An 18,475-nucleotide genomic window follows, 5' to 3' on the forward strand; every position below is an offset into this window, starting at 1 on the left:
CGGGGGATCGCCGGAACGTGGACGCAGGTGCCCGAGATCATTGATTCGAACAGGGCTATTCCGGCCACGGCCCGCGGACGAGCCCCGCGCCCGCGCGCGCTCTGCGCCGCCGCCCGCGCCCGCGCGCCGCTCGTCCCTGTTTGCGCTGCGCTCGCGGCCCTGTCCGTCGCCTGCGGCGGCGGCCAGACGCAGGGCGAGGCGTTCGACCCGCGCTGGAAGGACGACGGCGGCGCGGGCATCGCGGCCTTCCAGCAGCGGTTCGCGGGCAGGCGCATCCCCCTCGGCGCCGACGTGGCGGTCGGCGTCGTCGCGGGCGCGGGCGCGCCCGAGCTCGTCGGGGTGCCGCTCGACGGCGGCCCGGCGTGGACCTTCGCGCACCCGCTCGACGCGCGCCCGGCCGTCGCGGGGAGCGTCGTCGTCGGGCTCGGCCGGGGCGAGCTGTTCGCCCTCGACGCGCGCACCGGGGAGCTGCTCTGGACGCGGCGCGCCGGTGGCAGGCTCCGCGGCGCGGGTGACGACGGCGAGACCACCGTGGTCTCGCTCGTGTCGACCACCGGCACCACGAGCGTCGTGCTCGCGGTGAGCCGCGAGGGCCTCGTGCTGCGCCAGATCGAGGACTCCGCCGCCATCGGCGTGCCCGCGGTCGTGGGGCGCTACGCGTTCCTGCCCTGGCAGGGTCGCTACGTCACGGTGTTCGACCTGCAGACCGGCGGCGAGGTGGCGCGGGCGCAGCTCCGCACCGAGGTGAGCCGCGCCTTCCTGCTCGGCGGGGCGGTCTTCTTCGGCGGCGAGGCGGCGACGCGGTTCGACGCCTCGATCGGGCTCGGCGCGGCCGGGCGCGCGTCGACCGCGCGGCTGCCGGCGCGCGAGCTGCCCGGGGCGCCGGTCTGGATGACCGCCGGGACCGAGGTGCTCGCGCCGACCGCCTTGGCCGAGGACCGGGCGCGGCTCTACGCCCGCCCCCGCGCGGCCGGCCCGCCGGGCATCGAGGCGGAGCGCTACGTGGCGACGTACTACCGGGCCGCGGTCGGCCTCGACGCGCGCTCCGGCGCGCTCGCCTGGGCGCACGCCGGCGAGGCCGACTTCCTCGGCGGCGCCGCCTACGCGGGCGGCTTCGCGCTGTGCGACGCGCGCGGAGGGATCTCGTTCCTCGAAGCGCAGCGCGGGGCCGTGGCGGGGCGCGCGTCGCTCGGCCGGCCGATCCAGGCGTGCGTGGTGCAGGCCGACGGGCTCACCGCTGCGTCGATCGGCGGGAGGCCTGTGGAGACCCGCGGAGACTGAAGCGCCGTGTCGGCGGAGGCCTGACCGGTCGAGTTCGTCCTTGGCGCCTCGAAGGAGGAGGCCGCGGCGACCTGCGAACGGGCGCGATCGCGACGGCGACGACTACCCCATTGCCATGTCTCTACGCAGCATCAGGTGATCGACATCGCGCTGGCATCATCCCACGGTGCATAGCCGCCCTGGCCGGCCGCTCCTCTGGCCCGCCTTTGATCCGCAGTCCTTGCCAAGGCGCCCACGATGCTCCTGCCCTCGATCCGGATCCGCCTTCTCGCCCTCGCGCTCGCCACCTCGCTCTGCGCTGGCGCGGCCTGTACCAGCGACGCGCCCAGCTCTGCTTCGCCGCCGCCCGCCGCGCCTGACGCGCCCGCGCTGCCCGGCGCCCCGGCCCGGCTCCAGGTCGACGTCGCGTACCACAAGCTCGACAACGGCCTGAAGGTCGTCCTCTCGCGCGATACGACGGCCCCCATCGCGACCGTCGCCGTCTATTACGGCATCGGCTTCCGCAACGAGCCCAAAGATCGCACCGGGTTCGCCCACCTGTTCGAGCACATGATGTTCCAGGGCTCGCAGAACCTGGGAAAGATGGGGTTCATCCGGCTCGTCAACGCGCACGGCGGAGTCCTCAACGGCTCGACCCGGTTCGACCTCACCAACTACTGGGAGACCGTTCCTTCCAACACCGTGGAGATCATGCTCTGGGCCGAGGCCGACCGGATGCGGGGCCTCGACATCACCGAGGAGAACCTCGCGAACCAGAAGGACGTCGTGAAGAACGAGGTGAAGGGCAGTATCCTCAACACCCCGTACGGCGGCTTCCCGTGGCTCGACATGCCGCAGTTCGCCAACGAGAACTGGCACAACGCGCACAACTTCTACGGCGAGTTCAGGGATCTCGACGCCGCGACGCTCGAGGACGTGACGGCGTTCTTCCGCACCTACTACGCGCCGAACAACGCGGTCGTGGCGGTCGTCGGCGAGTTCGATCCGGCGCAGACGCTCGCGTGGGTCAAGGAGCACCTCGGAGACATCCCGCGGTCCCCGCAGCCGGAGCGGCCCGACACCGCCGAGCCGCGCCAGGAGAAGGAGAAGCGCGCCAGCAGGACCGACGCGCTCGCCACCCGCCCCGCCCTCGCTGTCGCTTACCACGCCCCGCCGCGCAACACGCCCGAGTACTACGCGATGGGCCTGCTCCATCAGATCCTGCTCCGAGGCGATGACAGCCGCCTGCATCAGGCCCTCGTGCGGCGGCGCGGCCTCACCGGCGGCGTGGGTGGGGGCATCAATGTGGGGCTCGGGAACATGTTCAACATCAACGGCCCGGCGCTGTGGACCGCCTATCTCATCCACGACGCCGACAAGCCCGCAGACGTGATCCTCGCGGCGATCGACGAGGAGATCGAGCGGGTCCGGCGCGAGCCCGTCGATCGGGCGACCCTGGAGCTCGCCGTGCTGAAGGCTCGCTCCGAGCTCTACGACCTTGTCGACTCGGAGCACGGCCTCGGCCGGGCGGACCTGCTCGCCTGCTTTGCGCTCTTCGACGACGATCCGCAGCGGCTCAACCGGATCGAGGGGGAGCTCGCCCGGATCACGCCAGAGCTCCTGCATGCGACCGCGCGCGAGTACCTGAGGCCGACGAACCGGACGGTGCTCACCGTCGCCCCCGGGGCCGCGGAGGAGCCGGCCGCTGCGGAGGAGCCGGCCGCGGGCAGCCTGCCGCAGGGGCAAACCGAGACGAAGAGCCCGAAGAGGGCCGACAGGTAGGTAGACGGAGAAAGGCCCTCATGAAACGCGCTGTGCTCACCACGCTCGCCTCGCTCACCCTCCTCGGCGCTGCGGCGCGCGCCGAAGGGCCGCCCCGACCAGGCCCCCCCAGGGACGTCGACGTCCCATCGACCACGGAGCTCACGTTGCCGAACGGGATGCGGGCCACCCTGATCCCCTTTGGCACCTTGCCGAAGGTGACGGTGGAGCTCTCGGTGCGCACGGGCAACATCGATGAGGCCGCCGATCAGGTCTGGCTGTCTGGCCTGACCGGCGAGCTGATGGAGGAGGGCACCACCACCCGGAGCGCGGAGGAGATCGCGCTGGCCGCGGCCCGCATGGGCGGGCAGCTCGCGGTCGACGTCGGCTTCGATACGACGGAGATCGAGGGCGACGCGCTCTCCGAGTGCGGCCCGGAGCTGGTGAAGCTCATCGCCGACGTGGCGCAGCGGCCGAGGCTGCCGGAGGCCGATGTGCCCCGGATCCGGGCGGACCTGCTCCGCGCCCTGTCGATCGCGAAGTCCGATCCCGCGCAGCTCGCCCGGGAGAAGCTCAGCGCCCTGCTCTATCCCGGGCACCCCTATGGCCGCGTGTTCCCCGAGCCGGCCATGCTGAAAGGGTACTCGGCCGCGCACGCCCGCGCCTTCCACGAGGCGAACTTCGCGGCGGCGCGCGCGCACCTCTATGTGGCTGGGCGGTTCGACGCGGCCGCGGTGGAGGCTGCGATCCGCGACGCCTTCGGCAGCTGGAAGCGCGGCGCGGAGCCCAAACGCACGCCTCCGGTCGGCCGGAGCGCCCGGGAGATCCACGTCATCGACCGGCCCGGCGCGCCGCAGTCGGTCGTGCGCCTGGCCCTGCCGGTGATCGAGCGCCGCCACCCCGACAGCATCGCTCTCGAGGTGACGAACACGCTGCTCGGCGGGGCCTTCTCGTCCCGCATCATAAGCAACATCCGCGAGCAGAAGGGGTATACGTACTCGCCCGTGAGCGTGCTCGTGGACCACCGGAGGACCGCGTACTGGGTAGAGGCCGCCGAGATCACGACGGCTGTCACGGGTCCCGCGCTCAAGGAGATCTTCGCCGAGATCGACCGGCTCCAGGCCGAGCCGCCTTCGCAGGAGGAGCTGTCCTCGATCAAGCGCTACATGGCCGGCGCGTTCGCGCTGCAGATGTCGTCGCGAGGCAGCCTCATCAACGCGCTCGAGGACGTGGACCTCCAGGGGCTGCCGGACGATCACCTGGACACCTACGTGGAGCGCGTCCTCGCGGTGACCCCGGAGGACGTGCGACGTGTGGCGCAGAAGTACCTCGACGACTCGCGGATGACGATCGTGATCGCCGGGGATCGGGCAGCCATCGAGGCGCAGATCAAGCCGTTCGCCACCATCAGGTGATCGCCGCGCCGGGGATCCGGCCCGGGCCCTTCACCCGGGAAGGCAGAGCGCATCTCGAACGTCGAGGTGAGCCGCACGTCGCGCGCCTATCCCGCCAATTGCGCGGCGGACATCCCGTACTCGTACTCCTCTGCGCTGACGAGCGACGCGAACGCCGTGAAGACGGTCGTGCCCGCGTCGGCCGGAGTTGGAAAGCTCTGAGCGGCAAATAGAGCTGCCAGGCTCCCGGCGCGATCGGCGTTTGCTGCCGACATCTGGATTCCCTGGCCCCTCGGCCGGGTGCGATGATGTGGGGGCAGCCGTCGAGCTGCGGAGGTCTTCGTGAGCGGCATGGACGGAACTCCTGCGCGTAGGGTTCGCCTGCGGCTGATGATGGGCCGAGGATGGCTCCCGGTTGGCTCCCTACGACATCCCGGCCGACTTGATCCACCGTCAGAGGTGCGCGTAGCCTCGACCTGCACGCCTCGGGCGCGATACGTAGCGGCGAACTGGAAGCGCGCTCTCCTCGAGAGACAGCAAAGTTCGAATCACCATGGCCGACGAGATTGACGCGGTAAGCTATGCGGGGAAGTGGCGTCTGCACTTCGAAAGAAAGGCGGATCACAACAAGGCCGAGGCGTTGATCTGCTTCACCGCCACTGTCGCATGCACGTTGGTGGCGCCGGTCTTCGTCATGCTCGGCGAGGGGTTCTGGCTGAGCAAGCTGGTGCCGTCGCTGCTCTCGCTGCTGGCAGCGGGAATGACGACATGGCTTCAGCTGAGAAAGCCTCAGCAGCTTTGGGCGCTGTACCGCACGTGTCAGCGGCGCATCGAGGATTTGCAGGCGGCACATTCGTTCGGATTCGCAGGCTTCGAAAGAGCGGCCGACCGCGATCGCCTGCTCGCCAAGCGGGTCGCTGAGATCGTGATGTTCTCGCATGAGCAATGGGTCCCCTTGGTGCCAAGCCCGGAGAACATCGGTGCGCTCACGGAGTCGAGGCTTCGAAGAGCTCCGGACTCAGAGGATGGCAATGCGTAGATAGATCGCTGCGGTCGAGCCACCTCGTCGAGCCCGACGAGCTCCGGCGTCGGGCCGAACCGAGCTTTCCCCGCGGCGTCTTCCGGGGCACCTCGACCTGCGCTTGGGTAAACGCGTGCATTGGGTCCACCGCGGGCGCCGGGTCGTGGGCGACCAGCGCCAGCTCATCGCGGTACAGGCTCGAGATCGCCTCGGCGCCGCGGAGCTCGATCACCTGCGGGTGTCGCCGCGGCCCGATTCTCTCCGAAGCGCCCTCCCAGGCGAAGGCGACGTCGCTCACTCTATTGCGGCGCCTCTCGCTCCGGCTGCACCATGCCTTGCGTGGCGAAGGCGCAGCACGACACGGCGGAGGCGCGGTACGGGGGCCGGGGAGGCGCGGACGCAGGCGCGGAGGTCGACGTCGGGCCGATCGACGTGCTCGTGGTCGTGGCGCTCCAGGACGAGCTCGAGGGGGTGCTCGCGCATGGCGATGGCGGCGCCGCGGGGTGGCGCGAGCTGCGGGACCTCGGCGGCTTTCGCTACTACCGGCGCGCCTTTCCGAGCGCTCATGGCGGGTCGCTCGCGGTGGCCGCGGCGTGGATCGGCGAGGCAGGCCAGCGCACGGCGGCGATCCGGGGGCAGCAGCTCCTCGCCGAGCTCGATCCTGCGTGCCTCGCGATGTGCGGCATCTGCGCGGGCGACCCCCGCAAGGTGGCGCTCGGCGACGTGATCGTGGCCGACCGGCTCTACAGCTTCGATGAGGGCAAACGCGTCGCGCCGCCGGGCAAGGAGGCGGAGCGCCTCCACGACGTGCGCACCTTCGATCTCGCGGCCACGTGGAAGATGGACGCCGCCTTCCTCGCGCGCGAGCTCGACCTCGCGGCGCTCTCCCGCGAGCGCCCGCCCTCCCGGGAGTCCCAGCAGCGGTGGCTCCTCGACGCCCTCCACGCGCACGAGGCGGAGGGCGGGCCCTCGCCGGTGGCGCACGCGGACCGGAGGCGCGCCTGCCCGGGGTGGACGGCGCGGGTCAAGGAGGCCGTGAAGGACGGGCTCGCCGCGATGAAGGGCGGCGCGCTGCGCCTCACCGAGGCCGGGCGGGAGAAGGCGCTGGAGGAGCGGCTGCTCCACCCGGACGGTCCGCCGTCCGATCCGCCGCTCTGCGTGCATGTCGGGGCCGTCGCCACGCTCACGGCGGTGGTGCAGGATCCGGGCGTCTGGGGCGACCTCCAGCGCGTGGTGCGGGGCACGCTGGGCCTGGAGATGGAGGGCGCGGCGATCGGCGACCTCGCGGGCCGCTGCCAGAAGCGGTCGATCTTCGTGAAGGCGGTGAGCGATCACGCCGACCTCGCCAAGGACGACAGCTTCCGCGCGTTCGCGTGCCGCGCCTCGGCGGCGGTGCTGGTCGCGTTCCTGCAGAAGCACCTCGCGCCGGCGCCGCGGCCGGAGCGCGAGCTGCCGGGGCGGCGCGGGCCGGCCGGAGAGGTGGATTGCACCTCGGGCGACGGTGAGCGCGGCGAGCGCGCGTTCGAGGAGCGGCACGACGGCTTCCTCCAGCGCATCGAGCGCGTGGCGCTGCTGCGCACGCCCGGCGCGACCGTCACGAGGCACCGGACGCCGCCCCCGTTCGCGGGCGTGCTCGAGCTGGCGGCGCGGGACGGATCGCTCGTCGACCTGCGGGTGATCGGCGCGCTCGATCAGTCGATCACGGAGGAGCTCGTCGCGCGCTACGTGACCGAGGTGGAGCGCCCGTTCCGGGAGCAGGATCCGCTGCTCCGATCGACGCTGATCCACGCGGGCCCGCAGGCGCCGCCGGCGCTGATCGAGCGCGCATGGCGCCGCGGCGTCGTGCTCAAGAGCTTCTCGGAGTACCAGGGGCTCATCGACTTCGGCCGGTACCTCGTGCGGCAGACGGACCGGCTCGAGGCGGACCCGATCTACCCGCCGTGGCTCTACGTCGAGCAGCCGGCCGTGGTGAGCCTCGGCGACCGCGAGAAGAGCGTCACGGAGAGCGCGCTCGCGTCGCTGTGGGAGCTGCTCGACGCGCCCCGCCGGCGCTTCGTGCTGGTGCTCGGCGACTTCGGCGCGGGCAAGACGTTCCTCTTGCACGAGCTCGCGCGGCGGATGGTGAGGGAGGAGCACCCGCTCGTGCCGGTGCTCATCGAGATGAGCCGGCTCGAGAAGCAGCGCTCGCTGAGCGTGCTTGTCGCGCAGCACTTCGCGCTCGCGGACGAGCCGATCGACCCGCGCGCCTTCGGCTACATGCTGGCCGAGGGGCGGATCGCGCTGCTCTTCGACGGCTTCGACGAGCTCGCCCTGCGGCTGACGTACGACCGGGTGCTCGAGCACTTCGAGACCGTGATGCAGGCGGCCGAGGGGATCGCGAAGGTGGTGGTGACCAGCCGGACGCAGCACTTCCTCGATGACCGGCAGATCGAGCAGGAGCTCGCCCGGCGGGCGGAGCAGGTGCAGGGCTACCGGCTCGTGCAGCTGGAGGGGTTCGGGCAGCCACAGATCCGGCGGTTCCTGGGCAACCTGATCCCCGAGCCCGCGGAGGCCGAGGCCCGGTACCGGCTGCTCCACGAGGTCAGCGATCTGCTCGGGCTCTCGGAGAACCCGCGCATGCTCGGGTTCATCGCGAAGATCGAGGAGAGAAAGCTCCTCGAAGCCAAGGAGGGGACGGGGGAGATCACCGCGGCCAAGCTGTACGAGCTGCTCGTGGAGCAGTGGCTCGACCACGAGCACCGGCGTGCCAACCCGCGGGGAGCGCCGCGTGGCATCTCGCGCGAGGCGCTCCGGGGCGCGATGACCGAGCTCGCGCGGCTGCTGTGGGACCGGCGGGCGCGCGCGGTCGGAATCGCCGAGCTGCCGGAGAGCCTCGTGAAGGGCGTACAGCCGAAGGACGGGCCGCCGCTGGAGCGGGCGATGGTCGAGTTCCTGATCGGCTCGGGATCGCTGCTCGTGCGGGACGCGGAGGGTGCCTTCTCGTTCGTCCACCGCTCGGTCCTCGAGTGGCTCGTGGCCGAGGCGGCGGCGCGGGAGGTGAATGACACAGGGGACAGCGCGGCGCTCGCGGCCGACGAGATGAGCGAGCTGATGGTGGACTTCTTCGTGTCGCTCGCGGGGCGCGAGCAGGCGGCGGCGTGGGCGGCGCGGGTGCTGCACGGGGCGGCCAAGGGGCATGCGAAGGACAACGGGCTGCGGATCGTGCGCTTGCTGGAGAAGAGCGAGCAGGGGGCGGCGGTCGTCGGGGAGGACGAGATCGAGGTGGTCGAGGGCGTGAACCTGGCCGGCCAGGACCTGAGCGGGCAGAACCTCAACCGCGCGGATCTTCGGAGCGCCAATCTGGCGAGCGCCAACCTCACGAACGCCGCGCTGGTCGAGGCCAGGCTGGCCGGCGCCTCGCTCCTCTCGGCGCGGCTTGGACGGGCGGATCTGCGCGGCGCTTCGCTGATGGGCGCCGATCTCCGGGGCGCGGACCTGTCGTTTGCTCGCCTCGTGGACGCGGATTTGACCGGTGCGGATTTCGCTGGGGCGACGCTGCGCGGCGCCAAGCTGGTCGGCGCCCGGGGGGTGGCCGTCGCGTCGCTCGTGGCGGAAGGGGCGGCACCACCTCGGCCTTCCGGGGCTGACCTGATGTGGATACCGGCGTCATCGTGCAACGCGGTGGCCTGGAATCCCTCGGGAGATCTCCTCGCGACGGGCCATGGCGACGGCTCGGTCCGGCTCTGGGATGTGGTCTCCGGGCGAGCCATCCGGGGGATAGCTGGACACCTCGGTCCGGTGAACAGCGTGGCGTTCAGCCCTGATGGCCGGACGCTGGCCTCGGGGTCCGATGACTCGAGCGTGAGGTTGTGGAAGGTCGAAAGCGGGCGAGTCCTCCGCGTCTTCGAGTGCCATGGCGTCGGGGTGAGGAGCGTCGTGTTCAGCGCTGACGGCCGAACGCTGGCCTCGGGGGCGGGGCGCGCAATGCGCTTGTGGAAGGTCGACAGCGGGCACGTCCTCCGCGTCTTCGAGGGTCATGGCAACTGGGTGAACAGCGTTGTGTTCAGCCCTGATGGCCGGACGCTTGCTTCGGCGTCGGATGACATGACCGTGAGGTTGTGGGAGGTCGAGAGCGGCCGAGCCCTCCGTGTCTTCGAGGGCCATGGCCTGATGGTGACGAGCGTGGCGTTCAGGCCTGATGGCCGAACGCTTGCTTCGGGGTCGCGGGACATGACCGTGAGGTTGTGGGAGGTCGAAAGCGGGCAGGTCCTCCGTGTCTTCGAGGGCCATGGCGCCCGGGTGAACAGCGTCGTATTCAGTCCTGACGGCCGAACGCTGGCCTCGGGGTCGAATGATACAACCGTGAGGTTGTGGGAGGTCGAAAGCGGGCAGGTCCTCCGCGTCTTCGAGAGCCACAGCCATGACGTGATGAGCGTGGCGTTCAGCCCTGATGGCCGGACGCTGGCCTTGGAGCCGAATGATACGACCGTGAGGTTGTGGGAGGTCGAGGGCGGTCGAGTCCTTCGCACCTTGGGGGGACATAACAAGGTGGCGACCAGCGTGGTGTTCAGTCCTGACGGCCGGACGCTGGCCTCGGGGTCGCATGACACGAACGTGAGGTTGTGGGAGGTCGAAAGCGGTCGAGTCCTCCGTGTCTTCGAGAGCCACAGCCATCACGTGATGAGCGTGGCGTTCAGCCCTGATGGCCGGACGCTGGCCTCGGGGTCGCATGACACGACCGTGAGGTTGTGGGAGGTCGAAAGCGGGCGAGCCCTCGGCACCTTGGGCGATCATGGCAAGGCGGTGACGAGCGTGGGATTCAGCCCTGATGGCCGGATGCTGGCCTCGGGGTCGAATGACACGACCGTGAGGTTGTGGGAGGTCGAAAGCGGGCGAGCCCTCCGCGTCTTCGAGGGCCATGGCAAGGCGGCGACGAGCGTGGTGTTCAGTCCTGACGGCCGAACGCTGGCCTCGGGGTCGAATGACACGACCACGAAATTGTGGGAGGTCGAAAGCGGCCGAGTCCTCCGCACCTTTGGGGGTCATGGCAAGGTGGTGACGAGCGTGGTGTTCAGCCCCGATGGCCGGATGCTGGCCTCGGGGTCGAATGACACGACCGTGAGGTTGTGGGAGGTCGAAAGCGGGCGAGCGCTCCGTGTCTTCGAGGACCATGGCAAGGGGGCGACGAGCGTGGCGTTCAGCCTTGACGGCCGAACGTTGGCCTCGGGTTCGTACGACACGATCGTGAGGTTGTGGGAGGCCGGAAGCGGTCGAGCCCTCGGCGCTCTCAAGGGCCACACTGCCCCTGTGGTGAGCGTCACCTTCAGCCCTGACGGCACGCTCCTCGCTTCTGCCTCGACCGACGGCACCCTCCGCCTCTGGCGGGTTGCCACCGGCCGATGTCTCGCGATCCTCCTGCCCTGCGCCGAGGGATGGGCCGCCTTCACCCCCGACGGTCGTTACAGGTTCGGCGGCGACATCGCAGGTTCCTTCTGGCACGTGATCGGCCTCTGCCGCTTCGAGCCCGGCGAGCTCGATCCCTACCTGCCGAACCCCCTCCGCCTCCCCGACGACGAGCCCCTCATCGCGCTCCCGCCCGCCGGAACGCCGCCCGGGAGCGGCATGGTATAGGCGGAACGCGCCCGAGCCCACGTCGAGCTACGTTGTAGCGAGCCGACCGTCGCCTCAGAGCTCGCCGACCTGGCTGTGCTCGTAGAAATCAACCAGCGCCTGGCCGCCGCGGCCGAGGCCCGCCTGGGCATTGATGTAGGGCACCGCGTCTCGAATCGCTTTCATCGTCAGCTCGATGTTCTTCTGCGTCCCGACCACGAGGGCGGTGTGGTGCTCCACCGCCCGCTCGGGCTGCGTCAAATAGCGAAAGAGCTCCTGAATGCGCGGGATCTGGATGCGGCCGCGCGTGCCGAAGGTGTCGACGCCTTCTTCGCTGACCCGGCCCACCCCGCCGTAGAGGAACACGCTTCCTTCGCGCGCGTTGGTGCAAGGTCTCAGAAAGGCGCAGGTGCCCGCCTTGAGCTCGCCGTCGACCGCGCCCCAGGTGTTCTCCGCGCCGATGTCGGCCTGGGTGGCCAGGATCTCCTGGCGGGTGATGCGGGCGCCGGGGCGCATCACGCTCTTGGCCCAGACGCCGCAGTGGAAGAGATCCACCTCCTCGCGCTCGTCATCGTACATGTTGTTCCAGTCGCCCAGCAGCGGCACGAGCCCGGAAGCGCACTGGAGCATGTACATCCCCATCCAGCCCGCGATGTCGGTCTCGCAGGCGGCGGGGATGAGCTTGTCCGAGAGCATGCTCATGCAGGTGCAGGGCATCACGCCCACCTCTCCGCCAATCTGGTACTTCTGCATCTCCGTCCAGCAGCGCACCGCGATGCCGTCGAGGTCGTTCTCTTTCACGAACCGGTCGAAGACGACGCCCATCCGGGCGATCGCTTCCAGCGAGGCGCGCGGAACGTCAGCCGCCGCGATGTAGCCGGAGACCGCTTCCAGCTGAGCGGATAGCTCGCGCGGCGAGACCTGGCGCATCTGTCGATCGAGCGCGATGAGCTCCAGGCCGACCGTGCTCAGGCCCATGTGCCCCAAGAGCTCGGTGGAGACGTTGGTGACCGTCTGGAACGCGTCGGGCCCCGAGCCCACCAGCCCGAGGCGCACGCCGCGGCCCCGGCGACGGAACTTCGATGCCAGGACGCAGCTCGCGTAGAAGGCGTGGAGATCGTCCGCGAAGGCTGCCGAGCTCACGGCCTCGCAATGCCTGGACGTGAGGGTGTACGGGTAGCCGATGTGGCGGAGCGCGTTGGCGGCCGAAAAGCGCCCGCACGCCCCGTCCCGCCGGCCCTTCTGTCCCATGCGTCCCAACCCGCGCACGTCAGGCTCGGTGTGCAGCAGCACCGGCACGTCGAGGTCGGCCAGCCGCAGAAAGTCCCGAATCCCGTTTTCATCGGAGAAATTGTACATCGAGCAGATGACGCCAATGGCCCCGCCGCCGTCGGGAGCGCGGCGGTACTGCTGGGCGACGCCCGCGGCCGCGCGCGCGTCGGCGTAGGTCTCGACGTTGCCGAGATCGACGTAGCGCACGCGCTGGCCGAGCACATGGCCCACGGCCGATTGGGTGGCTTTCGCTCCCTCCTTCGCGAACTCCGTCGGAAAGAAGCCCCGGTTGCCCATGAAGCCCAAGATCACCGGTTCACTCTGTGCCATTGCTGTCTCCTGGAGCAGGCGGGCTTGAGCAAGTATGGCCTTGCCGCTCCAGCCCGCCGGAACGTCAAGGTCGTCGTCGCGTCGGCGCCATCTGGCGGATCCGTAGACCGCTGCCATGGCCACCTCGCGCGCGAGGGACCGCAACCACCGACCGCGTATTCCGCTTCAATACTATGCCTGTGCGTGCTACCGTCAACAGCTAATCCGAATTAGCTGAGCGGAGCGAGCGCTTGAACGATCCCCCCGACCACGACCCGCCGCACGTGCCCGGCCTGCGTCCGGTCCGTATGAAGGACATCGCCGAGCAGCTGGGGTTGTCCCAGACCACGGTGTCGCACGTCCTGACGGGCAAGCATGCGAAGTTTCGCATCAGCGCCGCCACGGTGGAGCGGGTCTGGGCGCTGGCCCAGAAGCTGGGTTACCGGACCAACGCCATGGCCCAGGCGTTCCGGGAGCAAAAATCGTACGCGATCTCGCTCGCCGTCGAGGACCTGGCGAACCCGTTCTGGGCCGGGATAGCCGTCGGCGCCGAGCGCGAGGCCGAGCTCCACGGCTACGCCCTCGTGGTGAGCCACCTGGCCGGTAACGCGGGGCGCCAGCGTCGCGCCTTGCAGCTCGTGCACGAGTCGCGGGTGGATGGGCTCATCGTGTCCCCGGTGTCCGGAGGGGATTGCGATCTCATCGCGGCGCACAAGCAGGGACTTCCCTTCGTGCAGATCGACCGGGCGGTCCCGGACCTCGACGTGGCGTGCGTGCGCACCGATCACGCCGCCGGCTCTGTGCTGGCGCTCTGCCACCTTCTCAGGCACAAGGATCGGTCGCTCGTCTACATCGGCGGTCCGCTCGACATCGCCACCTACCGACATCGTCTCGACGGGTTCCAGGCGGAGCTGACGCGGAGCGGCGCCAAGGCGGCGGCCATCGAGGAGTTGAAGGAGGCCACCCCGGAAGCGGCCGAGACGCGCATGGTCGAGCTTCTCCAGCGGCTGCGTGGACCTCTGGCCGTCTACGCGGCAAATTTCTGGAGCACTGTCGGGACCCTGCGGGCCATCCGCGCCGCTGGCCTCTCCGTGCCCGACGAGATCGACGTCGTCGGATTCGACGACATCCTGATGGCCGATCTCCTGCGCTATCCCGTCGCGACCGTCGATCAGGACGTCGGCGGGATAGGACGCGAAGCGGTGCGGCTGCTCCTTGACATGCTGGCGGGGGCCAAGGTCGCGCGAGAGGTCCTGCTCCCCCCTCGCCTCACCGCGCGAACATCGGACGTGCCGCGCAGCGAGAGGCGAGCGCGCGTGCGGCGAGGCGACCGCTCCTAACCGCCCACCACATCGATCGGTTTTCTGGCGGGAAGGTTCCGTGGGGGCGAACCGTAGCATCCGCGGAGATTCGCGGAGGGCGTGACCACGGATTGCAATCCCTCGGACGGCATGGGCCCAGCCTGGGGCGAACGAATAGGTGATTGCGGGACTGCGCCTGCCCTGCGTCTCGCGCCGCCCTCGAGGATCGCCGGTGTCCGCCGTGCGGGGACCGCGAGCGGTGCTATGGTGCGCCGCACCCCGCGGTCCCCGACATGCTCCGAGCGTGACGGCTCCTCTCGGGGTGCATCATATCTTACGCAGGGAGATCAGATTCATGCGACAGTCCTATGTTGCTCTTGCAAGAGTGTTGTGTGTCGCGTCGGCGGCCCTGGCCGCCTCGGCCTGTGGAGGCGACGAGGGCGCTCATTCCGATCAGGCTCCCGACATCGAGCGCTCCGACACGGGAGCGCTGCTGGAGGACGCCGTCGACTCCCCGCCGTCCGGCGCGGGCTCGCCGGGTGACGAAGGATCCCCCGGAGGCGGCGCGAGCGCGGCCTGCCAGCTGCCCGACGGTCCGCGCTCGTTCGATGAGCTCAAGGGCCCGCCCGGGAGCCTGGCGGCCGATTGCGTTCCCACGTGGACCGAGGAGCAGCTGAGCTCCGGGTTCGCCGCGATCCGCGACAGCCGGCTGCTCACCATGCCGGAGCAACCCGAGTTTCTGCGGCGGCTCCCCTGGCTCGCGGCCGACAACGGCTGCGAGGAGCGGGCCGAGGCGGCGATCTACTTCTTCCAGCAATGGGACTATCCGACGCCCTACTTCGCCAGGGTCAAGGCAAAGCCGCGCAAGCAGCTGGTCTTCCAGACAGCCAACGAGCCGTCCGGAAGCGTGACGTGGTCCGGCCACGTCGCGCCCGTGGTCCGGGTCGGTGGGCAGCTCATGATCCTGGATGTCGCCATCGATCCGTCGCGGCCCCTCCCGATCGCGGAGTGGCTCTCTCAATTCAGCGTCGCCGACGACATCGACGTCGCGTTGTGCCGCGACCACGCCCTGGGGGAGGGGTGCTTCGACGCTGTGCCCCTGGAGCCGCCGCCGCCCAACCTGAACCCCTATGGCAGCATGTACAACCGGCTCCTGACCGAATGGCGAGTTCAGGAGATCCTCGGGCGCGATCCGTACCGGGTCCTCGGCGACTGTCCGCCGTGGGGCCCCTGCGCCGAGCCGGAGCCCACGCCCGATCCGGGCCTCCCGCCGAGCATCCAGCGCTTTGCGTCGGACCAGTTCGACAGCCTCGTCTGGTATCCCATCTACATCATCGGGGACAACTTCGTCGAAGGCTGGACGACCGTGCGCATCACCGGGAACGGCATCGACGAGCTCGCGCCCATCGACGCCTGCAACATCCGCAGGATCCTGATCACCCAGGAGTATCCGCCCGGCGACTATCAGGTGACGGTGGCAAACGGAGAGCTCGCGAGTCAGGCGGTCCTTCGTATTCAGTGACAATCCGCTTGTCGCTCTAGCGGGGCTTCGTGTCCTTGTCCTCCGGGTCGACCGCGATGCGGAACCCCGGGTCTTCCGGCGTGGGCCCGGCGGGCCGCGTCTCGGGCCCCTCGGCCTCCCCGCGGCCCTCGGAGCGCTCGTCCCGCGGGGGCGCCTGCGCCGGGCCCTTGCTCAGCTCGGCGCCGATCCGGCCGACCACGTTCGTCGCGGCCCGGACGAGCTCGCGCCCGGCGTCGTCGATCGCCCTGCCGACGTTCGTGCTGTCGAGGTCCTTGCGCAGGTCCACGGCCGTCTTGCGCGCCGCGCGCCAGAGCAGGCTCAGCCCCTGCTTGAGATCCTCCCTGGGGTCGTCTCGATCGGGGTCCGAGCTCATCGCGCCTCCTTGGCTTCGGTTTCGCCGAAGAGGCTTATGTTCCCGCCGCGCTTGCGCCGCAAGCGGCGCGCAGACCTCAGGCGGCCGTCTTCGGCTTGCTCGTGGGATCGACGTCCGGCGGGCGCCTCGGCTTGCTCCGAGGCTCGGCCTCGCCGGGCGCCTTCCCCGGCGCCTGCGCGGCGGCCGCGGCGCGCTTGCCGGCGGACGGCGCGCCGTCCTGTCCCGGGGCCGCCGGGGCGCCGCCTGCGCCGCCCGCCACGGCCGGCCTGCGCTGCGGCGCGGGCGCCCCTGCCGCGGGCTTCGCCGCCGCAGCCCTGGCCGCCGCGGCCGTCGCCGGGGACCGCGCCGTCGCGGGCGCCGCGTGCCTCGCCGCGGCGGCCGCCTCTGCCGCGTGCCTCGCCGTGGCCGCCGCCTCCGCCGCGTGTTTCGCCGCGCTGCCCGACTCCGCCGCGTGCTTCGCCGGAGCGCCCGCCTCCGCCGCGGGCGGATGCGCGCTGTTCGAGCGCACCGCCGGCGACCACGCCGTGGAGCGGTTCCGGCCCGACCGCTTCGACACGTAGAGCGACTCGTCCGCGGCCTTGAAGAGCTCCTCCCACGTGCTGCCCGCCTCGGGGTAGGTGGCGATCCCGATCGAGCAGGTCACCTGGCACTGCACAGGCCCGTTGCTCCCGGCCGCGTGGAACGTCGTCCGGCCGAGCTCCTCGCGCACGCGCTCCGCGAGCAGCATCGCGCCGCGCGCGTCCGTCTCCTCGCAGATCACGACGAACTCCTCCCCGCCGAAGCGCGCGACCGCGTCGGTCGTCCGCTTCGCGCGCCGGAGGACGTCGCCGAGCCCCTTGATGATCACGTCGCCCACGTCGTGGCCGTACGTGTCGTTCACCTTCTTGAAGTGGTCGATGTCGGTGACGAGCACCGAGAGCCGCCGCGAGAACCGCCGCGCCGCGGTGATCTTCTGGTCCGCCACCTCGAGCATCGCGCGCTTGTTGAGCAGCCCGGTGAGCCCGTCCATCGTCGCGAGCTCCTCGAGGCGCCGCACCATGCGCGCGTTCGAGAGCGACACGGCCATGTGGCTGGCGAGCACCTCCAGCGTGCTGCGCACCGAGTCGGTGAAGGCCGCGCGCCGCCGCGAGCCGAGCACCAGCGTGCCGAGCGGCCGGTCGTGCACGACGAGCGGGAGCACGATGATCGACGGCATCGACGGCGGCGTGACGCGGCGGGTGAAGACGACCTGCCGCTTCTCGTCGTACTCGCCGCGGTACGGCAGCGGGTGCCGGTTCTGCAGCACCATCGAGACGAGCCCCGCGTTGTGGCGGAAGCGCTGCCCGGTGAGCTCGGCGACGCCGTCGCCGCTGACGGCGCGGATCTCGTGGACCTTCTGCGCCTCGTCGTACAGCGTGACGGCCGCGAAATCGACGGACGTGATCTCGCGGGCGCTCGTGACGCCGGCCTCGATGACGCCGGGCTCGGTCGTGGCGGCGCCGAGCCCCTCGGCGGCGCGGTAGAGCTTGCCCTGCTCGATCTTCGCGCGCTCGAGCTGGACGAAGACGCGCTCGTTCTGGATGGCCCGCACGGCGTAGCGGCACGCCTCGTCGATGAGCTCGAGCTCGCGCGGCGAGAACGGCCGGTCCTCGACGCGATCGACGACGAGCACGCCGCGGAGCTGGCCGTGCTCGAACACCGGCAGCGCGCACACGGCGCGCACCGGGGAGGGGCCGACGTAGTAGGGGAGCTTGTAGCCGGGCTTGAGGCCCCCGAGGACGACCGGCGCGCGCTGGGTGATCGCCGCGCCGAAGACGCCGTCGCCGGAGAGGAACGGGCCCTCGGAGAGGTTCGGCGCGTCGCTCGCGAGCTCGCTGATGCGCAGGTGCGTGCCCGCGTCGTTCTGCCAGAGGAGCACGGCGGTGTAGAGGTCGAGCGACTCGCGCAGGAGGCGCAGGGCGAAGAGCACCGACTGGTGGATCTCCTCGACGCCGGAGCGGGCGAGCCGCTCGTCGTCGCCTTTCTGGCACGCGCCCGCGCCGCGCGCCTGGGCCGGGGCCGAGAGCAGGCGGTAGCTGCGCGCGTCGTCGCGGAGCCGCTCGATCTCGGCCTGGAGGCGGGTGTGCGAGGCCTTCCTGACGCGGCCGAGCTCCGCGCGGAGGATGGTGGCGTTCAGCAGCGAGAAGACGGCCATGAAGGCGATGTGCGGCGCGGCCGCGCGCGCGGCGTCGAGGAGGCTCGGCGCGCCGCGCTGGGCCGCGGCCGAGCGGACGGCGATCTCGAGGGCGGCGGCGGCGAGCGCGACGAGGAGCGACGCCCCTGGGCGGGCGAACGCGCTCACGAGGGCGATGACGACGTAGAGGGCGGCGTGGGCGTCGCCGTCGAGCGAGCCGTCGAGGCGGAGGACCGCGGCGAACGTGCCGACGAGGAGCAGGGCGCCGACCTCGAGGTCGAGCAGGGCGCTCGCCTCGATGGCGGCGGCGCGCCGCCGCGCCCGCTGGACGAGCGCCACGAGCAGCACGAGCAGCGCGGTCGCGGCCGCGAGCGGCGGGAGCGGCGCGGCCGCGTCGAGGACCACGAGCGCCCCGAGGGCCAGCGCGCAGGCGAGCGGCGCCGCGTTGCGCGCGATACGGCGGGCGGTGAGCACGGCGAGCACCAGGTTGGCCATCGGCTCGGATGCCGGTACCAGAGGTC

Annotated in this window: 11 protein-coding genes; 8 read left to right on the top strand and 3 right to left on the bottom strand. The window is 70.9% G+C overall.

The window, feature by feature from the left end; genetic code table 11:
• The first annotated feature begins 27 nt into the window (after positions 1–27).
• The 6 genes from WMF12_RS43820 (at position 28) to WMF12_RS43845 (ending at position 11,046) form a co-directional block, all read left to right on the top strand.
• The gene (locus WMF12_RS43820; RefSeq protein WP_437854637.1) at positions 28–1,281 is read left to right on the top strand and encodes an outer membrane protein assembly factor BamB family protein; all 1,254 of its coding nucleotides are present in this window, start codon (positions 28–30) and stop codon (positions 1,279–1,281) included.
• A 237-nt stretch (positions 1,282–1,518) separates the two neighbouring features.
• Positions 1,519–3,042, top strand: a complete 1,524-nt coding sequence (locus WMF12_RS43825) for a M16 family metallopeptidase (RefSeq protein WP_437854638.1) — start codon at positions 1,519–1,521, stop codon at positions 3,040–3,042.
• A 20-nt stretch (positions 3,043–3,062) separates the two neighbouring features.
• Positions 3,063–4,436 (top strand): M16 family metallopeptidase, encoded by a 1,374-nt coding sequence (locus WMF12_RS43830; RefSeq protein WP_437854639.1) that lies wholly within the window; start codon positions 3,063–3,065, stop codon positions 4,434–4,436.
• Between the two features lie 66 nt (positions 4,437–4,502).
• Positions 4,503–4,637 (top strand): hypothetical protein, encoded by a 135-nt coding sequence (locus WMF12_RS43835; protein WP_437854640.1) that lies wholly within the window; start codon positions 4,503–4,505, stop codon positions 4,635–4,637.
• Between the two features lie 331 nt (positions 4,638–4,968).
• Positions 4,969–5,454 carry an SLATT domain-containing protein gene (locus tag WMF12_RS43840; protein WP_437854641.1) on the top strand — a complete coding sequence of 162 codons (486 nt, stop codon included), beginning with the start codon at positions 4,969–4,971 and terminating at the stop codon, positions 5,452–5,454.
• 312 nt (positions 5,455–5,766) lie between these two features.
• The gene (locus WMF12_RS43845) at positions 5,767–11,046 is read left to right on the top strand and encodes a pentapeptide repeat-containing protein (protein WP_437854642.1); all 5,280 of its coding nucleotides are present in this window, start codon (positions 5,767–5,769) and stop codon (positions 11,044–11,046) included.
• Positions 11,047–11,100: 54 nt separating this feature from the next.
• On the opposite strand, the gene WMF12_RS43850 is transcribed toward WMF12_RS43845, so the two are convergent.
• Positions 11,101–12,744, bottom strand: coding sequence for an L-fucose/L-arabinose isomerase family protein (locus tag WMF12_RS43850; RefSeq protein ID WP_437854643.1), 1,644 nt, complete (start codon positions 12,742–12,744; stop codon positions 11,101–11,103).
• 113 nt (positions 12,745–12,857) lie between these two features.
• On the opposite strand from WMF12_RS43850, the gene WMF12_RS43855 reads away from it, so the two are divergent.
• Positions 12,858–13,946, top strand: a complete 1,089-nt coding sequence (locus WMF12_RS43855; protein ID WP_437854644.1) for a LacI family DNA-binding transcriptional regulator — start codon at positions 12,858–12,860, stop codon at positions 13,944–13,946.
• Positions 13,947–14,292: 346 nt separating this feature from the next.
• Positions 14,293–15,429 (top strand): protein-glutamine glutaminase family protein, encoded by a 1,137-nt coding sequence (locus WMF12_RS43860; protein ID WP_437854645.1) that lies wholly within the window; start codon positions 14,293–14,295, stop codon positions 15,427–15,429.
• A 16-nt stretch (positions 15,430–15,445) separates the two neighbouring features.
• Here WMF12_RS43860 and WMF12_RS43865 read toward each other — a convergent pair whose 3' ends face one another.
• Both WMF12_RS43865 and WMF12_RS43870 read right to left on the bottom strand, forming a co-directional pair.
• Positions 15,446–15,802: a hypothetical protein gene (locus tag WMF12_RS43865; RefSeq protein ID WP_437742671.1), complete on the bottom strand. Its 357-nt coding sequence runs from the start codon at positions 15,800–15,802 to the stop codon at positions 15,446–15,448.
• Positions 15,803–15,878: 76 nt separating this feature from the next.
• Positions 15,879–18,449, bottom strand: a complete 2,571-nt coding sequence (locus WMF12_RS43870) for a sensor domain-containing diguanylate cyclase (RefSeq protein ID WP_437854646.1) — start codon at positions 18,447–18,449, stop codon at positions 15,879–15,881.
• Positions 18,450–18,475: the final 26 nt, after the last annotated feature.

This window comes from Sorangium sp. So ce363 (assembly GCF_051520435.1).
Lineage (GTDB): Bacteria > Myxococcota_A > Polyangia > Polyangiales > Polyangiaceae > Sorangium > Sorangium cellulosum_B.

What these genes read in the sequence shown, in the direction of transcription:
- WMF12_RS43870 (WP_437854646.1), bottom strand. Translation starts at nt 18,449, where the DNA reads ATGGCCAACCTGGTGCTCGCCGTGCTCACCGCCCGCCGTATCGCGCGC.
- WMF12_RS43845 (WP_437854642.1), top strand. Translation starts at nt 5,767, where the DNA reads ATGCCTTGCGTGGCGAAGGCGCAGCACGACACGGCGGAGGCGCGGTAC.
- WMF12_RS43850 (WP_437854643.1), bottom strand. Translation starts at nt 12,744, where the DNA reads ATGGCAGCGGTCTACGGATCCGCCAGATGGCGCCGACGCGACGACGAC.
- WMF12_RS43830 (WP_437854639.1), top strand. Translation starts at nt 3,063, where the DNA reads ATGAAACGCGCTGTGCTCACCACGCTCGCCTCGCTCACCCTCCTCGGC.
- WMF12_RS43865 (WP_437742671.1), bottom strand. Translation starts at nt 15,802, where the DNA reads ATGAGCTCGGACCCCGATCGAGACGACCCCAGGGAGGATCTCAAGCAG.
- WMF12_RS43840 (WP_437854641.1), top strand. Translation starts at nt 4,969, where the DNA reads ATGGCCGACGAGATTGACGCGGTAAGCTATGCGGGGAAGTGGCGTCTG.
- WMF12_RS43825 (WP_437854638.1), top strand. Translation starts at nt 1,519, where the DNA reads ATGCTCCTGCCCTCGATCCGGATCCGCCTTCTCGCCCTCGCGCTCGCC.